General features: G+C 54.1%; 12 protein-coding genes. All 12 read left to right on the forward strand.

Annotated elements, in window-relative coordinates; all coding sequences use genetic code 11:
* Nucleotides 1–18: 18 nt before the first annotated feature.
* The 12 genes from MKY64_RS27505 (at nucleotide 19) to MKY64_RS27560 (ending at nucleotide 13,873) form a co-directional block, all read left to right on the forward strand.
* Nucleotides 19–444: a CBS domain-containing protein gene (locus tag MKY64_RS27505; protein ID WP_036728036.1), complete on the forward strand. Its 426-nt coding sequence runs from the start codon at nucleotides 19–21 to the stop codon at nucleotides 442–444.
* 158 nt (nucleotides 445–602) lie between these two features.
* Nucleotides 603–905, forward strand: coding sequence for a MazG-like family protein (locus MKY64_RS27510; protein ID WP_179090524.1), 303 nt, complete (start codon nucleotides 603–605; stop codon nucleotides 903–905).
* 6 nt (nucleotides 906–911) lie between these two features.
* A complete protein-coding gene (locus MKY64_RS27515) occupies nucleotides 912–1,829 on the forward strand; it encodes a DUF2232 domain-containing protein (protein WP_036728034.1) in 918 nt (305 codons plus the stop codon).
* 11 nt (nucleotides 1,830–1,840) lie between these two features.
* Nucleotides 1,841–3,844, forward strand: coding sequence for a DHH family phosphoesterase (locus MKY64_RS27520; RefSeq protein WP_076081903.1), 2,004 nt, complete (start codon nucleotides 1,841–1,843; stop codon nucleotides 3,842–3,844).
* Nucleotides 3,841–4,287 (forward strand): 50S ribosomal protein L9, encoded by a 447-nt coding sequence (rplI, locus tag MKY64_RS27525; protein WP_036728030.1) that lies wholly within the window; start codon nucleotides 3,841–3,843, stop codon nucleotides 4,285–4,287. Before MKY64_RS27520 ends, rplI begins: the two co-directional genes overlap by 4 nt.
* A 1-nt stretch (nucleotide 4,288) precedes the next feature.
* Nucleotides 4,289–5,650: a replicative DNA helicase gene (dnaB, locus tag MKY64_RS27530; RefSeq protein ID WP_036699821.1), complete on the forward strand. Its 1,362-nt coding sequence runs from the start codon at nucleotides 4,289–4,291 to the stop codon at nucleotides 5,648–5,650.
* Between the two features lie 216 nt (nucleotides 5,651–5,866).
* Entirely contained in the window at nucleotides 5,867–7,153 is a 1,287-nt protein-coding gene (locus MKY64_RS27535; RefSeq protein WP_076081902.1) for an adenylosuccinate synthase, read from the forward strand.
* A gap of 213 nt (nucleotides 7,154–7,366) precedes the next feature.
* Entirely contained in the window at nucleotides 7,367–8,044 is a 678-nt protein-coding gene (locus MKY64_RS27540) for a hypothetical protein (RefSeq protein WP_340956937.1), read from the forward strand.
* A gap of 254 nt (nucleotides 8,045–8,298) precedes the next feature.
* Nucleotides 8,299–9,849: a M23 family metallopeptidase gene (locus tag MKY64_RS27545; RefSeq protein WP_340956938.1), complete on the forward strand. Its 1,551-nt coding sequence runs from the start codon at nucleotides 8,299–8,301 to the stop codon at nucleotides 9,847–9,849.
* 171 nt (nucleotides 9,850–10,020) lie between these two features.
* The gene (gene yycF, locus MKY64_RS27550) at nucleotides 10,021–10,752 is read left to right on the forward strand and encodes a response regulator YycF (RefSeq protein WP_340750549.1); all 732 of its coding nucleotides are present in this window, start codon (nucleotides 10,021–10,023) and stop codon (nucleotides 10,750–10,752) included.
* Complete coding sequence (gene walK, locus MKY64_RS27555) at nucleotides 10,752–12,584, forward strand: cell wall metabolism sensor histidine kinase WalK (protein WP_036728025.1); 1,833 nt, start codon at nucleotides 10,752–10,754, stop codon at nucleotides 12,582–12,584. The genes yycF and walK overlap by 1 nt, the downstream gene beginning before the upstream one ends.
* Nucleotides 12,581–13,873, forward strand: a complete 1,293-nt coding sequence (locus MKY64_RS27560) for a YycH family regulatory protein (protein WP_340956940.1) — start codon at nucleotides 12,581–12,583, stop codon at nucleotides 13,871–13,873. The genes walK and MKY64_RS27560 overlap by 4 nt, the downstream gene beginning before the upstream one ends.
* The last annotated feature ends 2 nt before the right edge of the window (nucleotides 13,874–13,875 follow it).

Below are 13,875 nucleotides of genomic sequence, written 5' to 3' on the forward strand. Positions count from 1 at the left end.
TTTGAGGAGGATTAAGAGATGAACATTGCGTTTTTTTTACTTCCGAAGCAGGAGGTCGCTTGTGTTACCATGGATTCGACGCTGCGGCAGACCCTGGAACGGATGGAGTTTCACCGCTATACAGCAGTGCCGATCCTGAACCGCAACGGAGAATATGCGGGAACGGTTACAGAAGGTGATTTGCTCTGGTATATGAAGGAGTCGGGCGGCGCGGTCACCTTTGAGAATGCTTCCAAATTTCTGCTTAAGGATGTCCCGCTGCGGATGAACAATCTGGCGGTCTCGATTGATGCGGATATGGAAGATCTGATTAATTTGGCCAAGGTCCAGAACTTTGTACCGGTGGTCGACGACATGAAGCGGTTCATCGGCATTGTACGCCGGAGCCAGATTATTGAATACTGCGAGAAATTTGTCTCACGGCAATCGCTCGAATCGTTATAAGGTACCAAGGCCTGTATTTCCGGCGAAGCGGAATGCGGGCCTTTTTTGAAAGATGGAAGGCGGTATTCAGGGGCGGCAGGCGTCCGTGTGGCGCGGAAATTTTTATGCTATAATGGAGAATAATGCTTTTTGCCGGAGGTAGAGAGACAGTGCCCAATGTGCCGAAGGATCTGGATGTGGCCAAACGCGCCAAGGTAATTGAGTGGTTAAAGACGGAAGTTATTGATCAAGTCTCAAGGTTATTCAAAGCGCTGTGGGAAGGCAGTACCACGCGTGTCGGCGACAGTCTGGCCAGCCTGATTATGAGCTCGTACATCTTGGGGCGCAGACTCGGTATCCCTTATCGCGAGCTGGATGATTTACTGCTGGAGAAGCTGCGAAAGCACAGGCAGGAGGGCCATCAGCTCGAAGAATGGTACCAGGATATATCTGCATTAGAAGAACATATGCGTAAGAGGTGAATACTGTTGAAATTTCGCTGGACATCTGTGGCTTGGAGCGTAGCTTATCTGTTGCTGCTGTTATCCCTGTCAACCCCGCTGCTAATTATTACAACATTCTTTATGATTATTCCGGCCATAGTGCTCTTTACGACCCTTAACACCAAGCAGTTCATTCTGCATCTGTTACCGGTTCTGCTGATTGTGGGCCTGATTACCCCGATGTATATCCTGATTGCGGCTTATTTCTTAATCCCGGCCCTTGTGATGGGACGATGGTACAAGAAGCGTGCTTCAGCGATTTCTACACTGATTGCTGGTATGGTCGCTATACTAGCTGAATTCCTGCTGATCCTGCTGATCAGTACGACGTTCCTTAAGTTCAATTTGTACGACTACGTCTATGATGTTCTGAAGACCTATGCAGACTGGCTGGCAAGTATGGGGGCAAGCAATCCGCTGCTGTCCGAGATCGCCCTCTCCTCCGATCAGATTGGCCAGATGAGCTGGCTGACGATCCAGGCGATACCGATGACGCTGATCCTCAGTGCGTTCGTGATTGCGGTCATTACCCATTCCATTGTCCGCCCTATTCTGAACAGTATGGAATATGCGGTGCCCAAGCTGAAGCCGGCGCGGGAATGGAGACTGGCCAGATCGTTCATCTGGTATTATCTGCTTGGCGTCGTAATCAGCCTGCTGTTCGGCGGTGCCGACAGCGGCTTCATGCTAATGGTCTCGGCCAATCTGCTGCCGCTGCTGCAGATTGCATTCAAGATTCAGACCATCGGCTTCCTCTTCTTCCTGGTGCATGAACGGAAGTGGAGCAAGATCATCGCTCTTCTGCTGGCAATCCCTGTTATTGCTCTGCCGGGATTCTGGATTATTGGTGTGGTGGACCTGGCGTTTCCGCTGCGGGAGCTTGTGAAGAAATCGAAACGATAGGGTGAGGGCTCATGCCAAAATTTCTGCAAAGACGCTGGCACGGCTATCATACCGTGTGGGCGTTCTTACTGCTGCTGGTCCTGATTATAGTAGTGAGTATCTATAACTGGGTCCTCGGTGTTGCCAGCCTCTTCCTGGCCGGCACATTGTGTTTCACCATGCTGCAGGCCGAGCTGTCGTTCCGCCGCAACCTTGTAGATTATATCAACGGCCTGTCCTTCCGCATCAAGCGGGTGGAGGGAGAGGCTGTAAGCATGCTTCCGCTCGGAATTATCCTGTACAGTGAGGACCGGGCGGTGGAATGGCATAACCGGAATGCCGGCCAGATCTTCTCCCGCAAGTCTCTTGTGGGTGAAGATATGCAGGAGCTGATGCCTGAGGTTATGGCTTCTCTGCAGAACCTGCCGTCCAAGCGGGAACCGGTTAAGGAAGGGGTATTGAAGGAGCAGCGCCATGAACTTACGGTGGATGACCGTTATTATGAGGTCGTGGTGATTCCAAGCGAACGGCTGCTGTATTTATTCGATATTACCGAGCTTGTGGTGCTGCGTGAGCGGTATGAGGAAGAGAAGCTGGCGATTGGAATTGTCATGATGGATAATCTGGATGAGGCCGCCCAGGGGATGGATGATCAGCAGCGTACTTCGCTAATCGCCAAGGTTGCCAGTGAGATTACCGAGTGGAGTAAGCAATTCGAGGTATATCTGCGCCGTTTGTCTTCCGAGCGGTACCTGATGCTGTTGAATCACCGCAGCCTTCAGGCCCTGGAGGAGAGCAGGTTCGTGGTGCTGGATGAGGTCCGTGAGATGACGGCAGACCTCAAGGTGCCGATGACGCTGAGCATAGGCCTTGCCTACGGCTCGGAATCGGCCAGTGAGCTGGGAGCGCTTGCCCAGTCGAGTCTGGACATGGCGCTCGGCAGAGGCGGGGACCAGGCCGCTGTGAAGGCGGGCCAGCGGCTCTCCTTCTACGGCGGCAAGACCAATGCCGCCGAGAAACGCACCCGCGTCCGGGCGCGGGTGATCGCCCACGCCCTGCGGGATCTGATGCAGGAGAGCGACCGGGTGCTGATTATGGGGCACCGGATACCGGATATTGACGCGGTGGGGGCGGCGATTGGCCTGCTTAAGGCGGCACAGATGTACAATGTGGAAGCCAGCATTGTGATGGAGACGCCGAATCCTTCGATTACCCGGATGATGGAGGAGATCCGCAAGGATGAGGCGCTCTACAAGACCTTCATCACGCCAGAGCAGGCTCTCCAGATGATGACGGAGCATACGCTGCTCATTGTTGTGGATACACACAAGGCTTCCATGACTATGGAGCCGAGGCTGGTGCAGGTTGCCAGCCGGATTGTGGTGGTTGACCATCACCGCCGGGGTGAGGAGTTCATCAATGACGCTGTGCTCGTGTATCTGGAGCCGTATGCGTCATCGACCTGTGAGCTGGTGACGGAGCTGCTGCAGTACATTCATGACAAGATTAAGCTCAGCCCGCTGGAGGCCACGATGCTGCTGGCCGGGATCACGGTCGATACGAAGCATTTCGCGCTGCATACAGGCTCGCGGACCTTCGAGGCCGCCGGGTTCCTGCGCCGGGTCGGGGCGGATACGATTCTCATTCAGCGCATGCTGAAGGAGGATCTGCAGGAGTACATCTCGAAGGCGGAGATCATCAAGCATGCGCGTATGGTGTATGACCAGATAGCACTGGTGGTCACACAGCCCGGGATGAAGATTCCGCAGCTGCTGATCGCCCAGACGGCGGATACGCTGCTGGGGATGACGAATGTGGTGGCGTCCTTCGTCATCAGTGAACGTCCTGACGGCCTGATCGGCATCAGCGCCCGTTCTCTGGGTCGGATGAATGTGCAGGTAGTCATGGAGAAGCTGGGCGGCGGCGGACATCTGTCCAACGCGGCTGTACAGCTTGAAGGAACAACCAAAGAAGCGGAAGCCAGACTGCTCGCAGTGCTGGCCGAAATTGAAGCGAAAGAGGGGTTATTTGAATGAAGGTCATATTCTTGAAGGATGTTAAGGGTCAAGGCAAGAAGGGGCAGGTTAAAGAGGTGTCGGAGGGCTATGCAGCCAATTTCCTGCTGCCGCGCGGGCTGGTTCGTCCGGCTACAGACGGTAATGTGAAGACACTGGAGAACCAGGCGGCAGCCGAACAGCGCCGCAAGGACCAGGAGAAGGAGGAAGCGGTACAGCTGGGCAAGAAGCTGGATGAGCTGACCCTGACTCTAAAGGCCAAAGCAGGCGAAGGCGGCCGTCTCTTCGGCGCTATTACCAGCAAGCAGATCGGCGAGACCCTGGCAGCTACTCAGGGCATCGTCATCGACAAGCGCAAAATTGAGCTGAGCGATTCGATCCGCCATGTAGGCACGTTCCAGGCAACAGTTAAACTGCATACTGAAGTAAAGGCTAACCTCACGGTTCAGGTAACGGAGGAGTAGGATGGGTGGAGATCTCTTTTTCGATCGGGTTCCCCCGCAGAATCTGGAGGCAGAACAGGCCGTACTGGGTGCAGTTCTACTGTCGGATGAGGCGCTAATTACCGCGATGGAGCGGGTGAATACCGAAGACTTCTACGACAAACCGCATCAGATGATATTTGAGGCGATGGTGCAGCTCGGAGAAGAGAGCCAGCCGATTGACCTGATTACATTGACATCCCGGCTCCAGGATAAGGGGGAGCTTGAGGATATCGGCGGTGTCAGCTATCTGGCGAAGCTGGCGCATGCGGTGCCGACTGCGGCCAACGTCGATTATTACGCCCAGATTATTGAGGAGAAGGCGATGCTGCGGCGGCTGATCCGCACAGCCACGCAGATTGTCAGCGAAGGCTATACCGGCGGCGAAGACGTAGGCATTATGCTGAGTGACGCCGAGCGGCGAATCCTGGAGATCTCGAACCGCCGCAGCGGCAGCGGGTTCATTGCCATCCGCGATGTGCTCATGCAGGTATTCGACCGGGTCGAGCTGCTCCATCAGAATAAAGGCGGAACCTCGGGGATTCCAACCGGGTTCGTTGACCTGGACCATATGACGAACGGCTTTCAGCGCAATGACTTAATTATTGTGGCGGCCCGTCCTTCCGTTGGGAAGACGGCCTTCGCTCTGAATATCGCGCAGAATGTGGCGGTGCGGGCGAAGGAGACGGTAGCCATCTTCAGTCTGGAAATGTCGGCGCCCCAGCTGGTTCAGCGTATGATCTGCGCAGAGGCCAATCTGGACGCCAATATTATGCGTACCGGTGATTTCAAGAGCGATGATGACTGGTCCAAGCTCACGATGGGCATCCAGTCGCTGTCCGAGTCCGAAATCTACATCGACGACACTCCGGGCATCACAGTTACCGATATCCGGGCGAAATGCCGCCGGCTCAAGAAGGAAAAGGGACTCGGAATGATTGTCATCGACTACCTGCAGCTGATCCAGGGCCGGGGCAAGGCCGGCGAGAACCGCCAGCAGGAGGTATCGGAAATCTCCCGTACCCTGAAGCAGATCGCCCGTGAGCTTGACGTTCCGGTTATTGCCTTGTCCCAGCTCAGCCGCGGTGTGGAGCAGCGCCAGGACAAACGGCCGATGATGAGTGACCTTCGTGAATCAGGCTCTATCGAGCAGGATGCCGATATCGTAGCGTTCCTGTACCGTGATGATTATTACAATCAGGATACCGAGAAGAAGAACATTATCGAAATTATTATTGCCAAGCAGCGTAACGGTCCGGTAGGGACGGTGGAGCTTGTGTTCCTCAAGAACTTCAACAAGTTCGTCAACTACGAGCGGGCCCATGCAGAACCGTTTGCAGGTTAGGCAAACTTCGCACAATACACGAACGATCGCACATTTCAGTCTGTGATCGTTCGTTTTTATTTGACTTTAAAAAGTGCCGCTGTTACACTGATTATTGTGCTTTGGCGGCCTGCCCGCCTGGTGTCCGGAGGGCTGCGTACAAGATGAAGCGCGTACAGAGCCCCTATGATAAGCGGAAAAATAATGGTGCTTGCTAGCACCTACGGAGGAATGTACATGTCAACGGTAGTCGTCGTGGGAACACAATGGGGAGACGAAGGCAAAGGCAAGATCACGGATTTTCTGGCGGAAAGTGCAGATGTGGTCGCCCGGTATCAAGGGGGTAACAATGCCGGTCACACGATTCTGATTGACGGAAAGAAGTTCAAGCTGAGCTTGATTCCATCTGGTGTATTTTATAAAGAGAAGACTTGTGTTATCGGCAACGGAATGGTCATTAACCCGGAAGCGCTGATCCAAGAAATTAATTATATTCATGACAATGGCTTCGATACGAAGAATCTGGTAATCAGCGATCGTGCGCATGTCATTATGCCTTATCATATGGTGCTGGATGCGCTTGAGGAAGACCGCAAAGGCCCGAACAAAATCGGTACAACACGTAAGGGGATCGGCCCGTGCTACATGGATAAGGCTGCCCGTAACGGCATCCGGATTGCCGATCTGATGGACGCTGAGGAATTCGAGCTGAGACTTCGTCCATTGATGGAAGAGAAGAATCAGGTGATCACTCAGGTATACGGCGCTGAGCCGCTGAATGTGGAAGAGATTCTGACCAAATATCTGGAGTATGCAGAAGTGCTGCGCGGCTATGTAACCGATACTTCGGTGGTACTGAATGATGCGATTGATGCGGATTCCCGGGTGCTGTTCGAAGGTGCGCAGGGCGTGATGCTCGATATCGACCAGGGAACTTATCCGTTCGTTACTTCATCGAATCCTTCAGCTGGCGGCGTCTGCATCGGCTCGGGCGTGGGACCGTCCAAGATCAAGCAGGTTATCGGTGTGGCGAAGTCTTATACTACCCGCGTTGGAGACGGCCCGTTCCCTACAGAGCTGAACGATGCAACCGGTGATTATATCCGCGAGACCGGGCATGAGTACGGAACCGTAACCGGACGCGCCCGCCGCGTGGGCTGGTTCGACAGTGTGGTTGTGCGTCACGCCCGCCGCGTCAGCGGAATCACCGGCCTGTCGCTGAACTCGCTGGATGTCCTGAGCGGTCTTGAGACTGTGAAGATCTGCACCGGCTACAAGTACCGTGGAGATATTATCACACATTACCCGGCAAGCCTGAAAATGCTGGCAGAGTGTGAAGCGGTCTACGAGGAGCTTCCAGGCTGGAGCGAAGACATCACTGGGGCGAAGACGCTGGAGGATCTGCCGGCCAACACACGCAAATACGTGGAACGTGTATCGGAGCTGACGGGGATTCCAATCTCGATCTTCTCTGTGGGCCGCAACCGTGAACAGACTAATCAAGTACTGCCAATCTATATCTAGACTGAAGCAGAACTAAATAGATACGTATAGGAGCAGGGGCCTCGGTGAGGCTCCTGTTTCTGTTTTGTCAGGATTATTGTTCAGCAGGTAATCAGCTTTAATGTGCTTCGGGACGTTTCCCGGACGTTGTTCTAGTCAATACTGTGAGAATGGGATCATAGCGAACCGATTCTTCTGAGGTTGAATAGAGCAGGGTGTAAGGGAGTGATGTTGGTGAAAATAGTGAAGCGTGCGCTGAGCATCTGCCTGATTGTGGTGCTGGCGAGCGGCCTGTCCATGCTGACAACGGCCTATGTGGTGAATACGTATATCCAGTCGGTGCTGGCCAGCTTCGATATCAAGCTGGACGGGCCGGGGCCGGGAATCGGCGGCTTTGTGAAGAGTCTGACCGGTATGGGCGGCAGCGGGGCTGCCCCCAAGGAGAATTCCAAAGCGGCCTCAAGCGAGACTAAAAACTCCACTAAGGAGGCTGATTCAAGCAAGACGGAGGTAGAGAAGAAGGACAGCAGTGGCGGAAAAGCCGGAAATCTTCAAGAGAAATCGGTAGACGAGACGGTGCCCGATAATGCACTGCCTGTGATGGGACAAGCCGCTTCAGGAGAAGAACAGAGTGAGCAGGGGCTGGACCAGAATCTGGTGATGACGCCGGAGGCTATGAATGATCTAAAGGAGAACCTGCCTGCTAATGCGAAATCCAATATCTTCAATATTCTGATGAATAAGCTTCCCCAGGAGGAGATGATCAAGATCTCCGCTGCCCTGGAGGGCGGCTTGACAGAGAGCGAAGTAACGGAACTGCAGGGTATCATTGCGAAGTACGTAGATGAGGATGAATATAAGGCGCTGATGAAAATGCTTACACCAGATAGCGGAGGGACGAATCAGAATTAAAAATTGTCATTTTTTGGACAAGACTTCGCCGTTTAAAACGCATATTTTGGGAATAAACCCGCGAAATTGGCGGGTTTTGCTATGGGAGCAAAGTTGAAATTTTTCTTCAGGCTATGGTACAGTAAAAAAGGACTAATAAGGGTTAATATTTTGTAACCTTTATCGTATGCGTCATACAGTCATATTCGTACTCATGCAAATCGGATGCACGAAGCATATACATTCTTGTTTTTACAGCCGAAAGGGAGAGTTTCATGAAAGGATTTAAGTTTATACGCCGGATGGGGAACCTGCGGAACCGTGCAGAAGCATCCGCAGGATCTGGTGCTGCAGGTGAACAAGGTAAGGATGCAATGACTTCGGGTGAATCCCGTGTCTTTCAGCCGGAGATGAAATCCCGCCGCCGGCGTTCATGGATACTGGCTTCTGCCGGTCTGGTTCTGCTGACCACCTTCCTGGTGGGGGCACAGAAGAAGCAGGTAGCAGCGAATACAGTAACCTATTACAAAGTGCTGGTGAACGGTGAGGAGATTGGAGCGCTGAACCAGCAGGCGGATTTGAACAAGCTGTTCGAAGAGAAGAGACGGGAATATCAGCTCAAGTATCCTGACTCTGTGATGGTACTACAGACCGGCGGTATTACGACCGAGGCCCAGCGGGCTTACAAGCCGGAGATTAACAGCGAGGCTACACTGGACAAGCTGGATGGTATGCTCAAGGCTTATGCCGTAGGCGTACAACTGGCTGTGGACGGGGAACCACTCGGGATTGTGAAGGATCAGGAGACGGCGGCGGCGGTGCTTCAGGCCGTTAAGTCGCATTACGCTCCGCAGAAGGCGGCAGCTCCGGGTGCGAAGCTGAAGAAGACAGCGGCCAAGGCGGGAGCGGCTGGTTCAGCCGCCAATGATCAGGTGGAGTCAGTCAAGATTCGGGAGGAAGTCAACATCGTTCCGGTGAAGGCAGATCCCAATAAGGTGCTAAGTGTAGAAGAGGCAGTGAAGGTGCTGACCGAAGGCAGGGAGGCGCCGCTGCGCTATGCGGTTCAAGAAGGCGACACAGTCTCCGCTATTGCTTCCCGGTTCAATATCACTCAGGCGGAGATTTTCCGCAATAATCCCGAGGTGAAGGAGCTTAGTCTGCAGATTGGGGATGAATTGCAGCTAACGGTGCCACAGCCTGACCTAACGGTCGTGACCGTAGAACAGGTAACCGAAGAGGTGGTCACGGAGCCTGAGGTTATTATCCGCAAGAGTGACCAGCTGCCGGCAGGCAAGCGGAAGGTAGTCCGCCCCGGACAAACCGGGCTCAAAACGATGAAGTACAGGCTGACCAAAGAGAACGGACAGGTGGTTCAGGAGGAGTGGCTGGGCCAGAGCGTAGTGAAGGCTTCTCTGCCTGAAGTGGTCTATTCCGGCACCAAGGTTGTAGGTGAAGGAACAGGAATGTTCGCCTGGCCGGTTAGCGGAGCGATGATCTCCAGCAGCTACGGCGAGCGTTGGGGACGCACACACAAGGGAGTCGATCTGGTATCGGGCAACCGCACGATCAAGGCTGCGGATGCTGGGACGGTCAGCTTCGCTGGTGTGCAGAACGGGTACGGCAATGTGGTGATCGTTAACCATAATAACGGATACGTTACGTACTATGGGCATTTAAGCAGTATTTCGGTCTCTACCGGACAGAAGCTGGGACAGGGCAGCCCCATCGGAATCATGGGCAGCACCGGGCGCTCGACGGGGACGCATCTGCATTTCGAGATCCGCAAGAACGGGACGGCCATCAATCCAATGAAATACCTGAAGTAATGGATAAGAGCTAGACCACCATTCTATAATTCTTCTCTGCCGTCCGGATCATTTCGGGCGGCTTTTATTTCTCTTTGAACTGGCATCTTATATAGATGTGACGCTAAGGCAGGTATGTTAAAATAAAGGAATCAGGGTTTCGAGTATCGTTAGAAAGGTGAAGCTGAGCATATGCAAATGGGAACGATTCTTGTAGTGGATGATGAACAACCTATTGCTGATATATTGAAATTCAATCTGGAAAAAGAGGGCTACGAGGTCATCTGCGCCTTCGACGGCAACAGTGCGGTGGAGCTGGCTCTGTCCAAACGCCCCGATCTGATGCTGCTGGATCTGATGCTGCCCGGCAAGGACGGAATGGATGTCTGCCGTGAGGTGCGCTCTGCCCATCTGGATATTCCTATCATTATGCTTACCGCCAAGGATGGGGAGATTGATAAAGTGCTGGGTCTGGAGCTTGGTGCGGATGATTATGTGACCAAGCCGTTCAGTACCCGTGAGTTGCTGGCTAGGGTTAAGGCCCAAATGCGGCGCCAGCATAAGCCATCCCCGTCGGAAGCGCCGAGTGAAGCGGTGGAGAGCAAGCAGGGTGTCTATCATTTCGGATTATTTATTGATACGGATATGTACATGGTCTACAAGGATAGTGAGCCGCTGGATCTGACACATCGTGAATATGAGCTGCTCTATTATATGATCCGCCATGCGGGCAAGGTAATGACCCGGGAGCATCTGCTGCAGGCTGTGTGGGGGTTCGAATATTTCGGCGATGTGCGGACGGTGGATGTGACCATCCGCCGGCTCAGAGAAAAAATTGAGGAGAATCCCAGCAAGCCGGAGTATATTCATACCCGGCGCGGACTCGGTTATTTGATGCATAGCCCCAAAAACGGAGGGTTGTAATGAAGGCACTGTCCTTTTTCCGGACGATTCAGGCCAGGCTTATCGTAATCTACGTGCTGCTGATTCTGATTGCGATGCAGCTGATCGGCGTATACTTTGTCAGCTCGATGAAGAACTCGCTGACGGATAACTTCACCAAGGATCTGAAGGCCCGGGCCGAGATGCTCTCGATCCTCACCGCTGACAAATTCGGCAGTGAGACAGGAACAGCCGATGAGGAGTCGGCGGTGGAGAGCCTGCGCGGCATGGTGAACAATCTGTATATCAATGGTGCAGAAATTCAGGTGCTGGATGCGAGCGGCAAGATTATTACCACCTCGATCCCTTCACAGAATGACTATGTCGGTCAGCGGAACACGCAGACCGTGGTCAGCCGCGCCTTGCAGGGGATCAGCGATAATGAGGAATATATCATCGCTGATGATAATGTGCGCAAGAAGGTAGTAGCGAAGCCGGTAATTTCCGGTGATAAGGTGGTAGGCGCCATCTATATAGCTGCCGATATGAAAGACTTATATGCCACCATGAGCCGGATTAACAGTGTGTTCCTCTCGGGGCTGCTGCTGGCGCTGGCGTTGACGGCCGTACTGGGGGTCATTCTGGCCCATACGATCACACATCCGATTAAGGAGATGACCAAGCATGCCACGGCTGTGGCCGAAGGGCGCTTCAACCGGAAGGTACCTGTGTTCGGCAATGATGAGATTGGCCAGCTGAGCCAGGCCTTCAACTATATGACGGACCGGCTGCGCGAGGCGCTGCTGCAGAACGAAGAGGAGAAGGAGAAGCTGTCGTCCATTCTCGCCAATATGAGTGACGGTGTCGTAGCCACAGACGAGAGTGGCGCGGTGATTCTGATGAATACGCGCGCTGCCCTGATGCTTGGCGCGGAAGGACCGCTTCCGGCAGGAGCCTCGCTTGGCGGGCTGCTGGGGCTGGAGCCTGAGCAGTCTGTCTCGGTGACCCAGGGCGTTCCCCAGTCTGCTATGCTCCATCTGTCTCCTATGGTCGGCGAGGATCCCAATATTGTGCGGGTGACCTTCACCCCGATTCACCGCCGCGAAGGCGGACGGATCGCCGGGACGATTGCAGTGCTGCAGGATGTTACGGAGCAGGAGAATCTGGAGGAGTCCCGACGGGAGTTCGTGGCGAATGTGTCGCATGAGCTGCGGACGCCGCTTACGACGATCAAGAGCTATGCGGAGGCGCTGGATGACGGAGCACTTGAAGATCCGCAGCTTGCCGTGCGGTTCGTCGGCGTTATCCGCAATGAGACGGAGCGCATGATCCGGCTGGTTACGGATCTGCTGCATCTGTCGCGGCTGGATTCCAAGGAATCCAGCCTGCGCATTCAGCAGACGGATATCACCGAGATGCTGGAGGATGTGGCGGACCGCTTCTCCTTCCAGATCCGCCAGAAGCGGATTCACATCAGCACCAGGGTGCGTAAGGATGTCGCTACAGCCTGGCTGGACCGCGACCAGATTGATCAGGTGCTGGGCAATCTGGTTTCCAATGCCCTCAAGTATACGCCGGAGGGCGGGACGATCCAGCTGGAGGCGCATAAGAGCGAGGACGGCATGCTGGCTGTGTCTGTCCGCGACTCCGGTATAGGGATTCCGAAGAAGGATATTGAGCGCATCTTTGAACGCTTCTACCGGGTGGATAAGGCACGCTCGCGGAACATGGGCGGAACAGGTCTGGGGCTGTCCATTGCCCGGGAAATTGTCAAAGCCCACGGCGGCTCCATCTCCCTGCAATCGGAGCTGAATGAGGGCTCGCTGGTCACATTCACACTGCCTTTGATGAAGCAAAGGGGGAGTGAGGCGTGAAGGAGAGAATCAAGTCATGGATGCTGGTCCTGCTTATACTCGGAAGTCTCGTGGAGAGCTATTACCTGATCTACAGGCTGCCCGGCAGTGATTCGGCAGTGTTGTCGAAGACCTTATATGTGAAGACGGATAATATGGGACTGAAGGAAAAGGTGGAGAACCTGCTCTACCCCGATAAAATGATTATTCATATGGGCGGGGACAAGCATACGCTGTTCTACCCCAGCTCCACCTTCTATAATCTGATTATGAACCGCCTGAAGGGCCGCAGCTTCGAGAGCTTCCAGCGGCGGTCCGTACAGGATTTCGACTGGGACAAGATCCGCAGCGAGAATCCGGGCATTGAGCTGTCGTTCGGGGCAGGCATTCCGGTAACGCTGCTGCAGCGGGTCATGCAGATCTCGCCGGATTCGCTGTTCGAGGGGGAGAGCATTGACCGGATCTGGATCTACAATATCAAAAATGACTCCAAAGCCCATGTCATCTTCTTCAGCACACGCGGGGATATTGTGTACGAGGCGGCCAAGGCTGATCTTACGGTTCAGGATGTGCAGCAGCATGTGGACTTCGGCAAGAATCTGACTCTGTATACAGCCGTGAACGGTGAGTATTATGTCCCTGAGGCGGATGTTCCGCTGGTTAAAGTCGTGATGCCTGCGGGTATGTATACCATTGAGCAAATGCAAAGCAATTTGTTCTTCGATGCAGGCAATACAAGATACATTCCTGAGAAGGACGGTTCCAAAATTTACACGGACAGCAAACGTAGCCTGCAGGTGGACCAGGAGCAGAACTGGATGAGTTATAGCGACCCAGCTGCACTTCCGGATGGCGACAGCACACCGGCAAAGGATGCGCTGGAGGCGGTGGAATTCGTCAATAACCATGGCGGCTGGAACGGAACCTACAGGCTGGCTGCTACGGAGGAGGGCCGGCAGGACCGCAAGGTTTCTTTTCAACAATATTATGGCGCTTATCCGTCCGGCTCCTATCCGATCATGAGCAATCCGCAGCTTCAGTATGGCGTAATTCATCTGGAGCTCCAGCAGGGAACGGTCTCTTCCTATGAGCGCTCCCTGATGTATACGAATGAGGACAAGTCTGAGAAGACCATTGTCGAGCTGCCCGGCGGCGAACTGCTGAAGCAGCGGCTGGCGCAGCTCGGCAGCTCCTTGCGGATCATTGAGCTTACGCCTGCCTATATGCCTGCGCTGGCCGGGGAGAAGCTGCAGCTTCATCCCGTCTGGCGGGTTACGCTTAGCGATGGCAGTGAGCTTACATTGAATTAGGG

Origin of the sequence: Paenibacillus sp. FSL R7-0210 (assembly GCF_038009085.1) — a bacterium.
In the GTDB taxonomy this organism is placed as follows: Bacteria; Bacillota; Bacilli; order Paenibacillales; family Paenibacillaceae; genus Paenibacillus_AQ; species Paenibacillus_AQ silagei.

Excerpts from the sequence above, each read along its gene's own strand:
- dnaB (WP_036699821.1), top strand. The coding sequence starts at position 4,289 with ATGGGTGGAGATCTCTTTTTCGATCGGGTTCCCCCGCAGAATCTGGAG.
- MKY64_RS27535 (WP_076081902.1), top strand. The coding sequence starts at position 5,867 with ATGTCAACGGTAGTCGTCGTGGGAACACAATGGGGAGACGAAGGCAAA.
- MKY64_RS27520 (WP_076081903.1), top strand. The coding sequence starts at position 1,841 with ATGCCAAAATTTCTGCAAAGACGCTGGCACGGCTATCATACCGTGTGG.
- MKY64_RS27505 (WP_036728036.1), top strand. The coding sequence starts at position 19 with ATGAACATTGCGTTTTTTTTACTTCCGAAGCAGGAGGTCGCTTGTGTT.
- MKY64_RS27545 (WP_340956938.1), top strand. The coding sequence starts at position 8,299 with ATGAAAGGATTTAAGTTTATACGCCGGATGGGGAACCTGCGGAACCGT.
- rplI (WP_036728030.1), top strand. The coding sequence starts at position 3,841 with ATGAAGGTCATATTCTTGAAGGATGTTAAGGGTCAAGGCAAGAAGGGG.
- walK (WP_036728025.1), top strand. The coding sequence starts at position 10,752 with ATGAAGGCACTGTCCTTTTTCCGGACGATTCAGGCCAGGCTTATCGTA.
- yycF (WP_340750549.1), top strand. The coding sequence starts at position 10,021 with ATGCAAATGGGAACGATTCTTGTAGTGGATGATGAACAACCTATTGCT.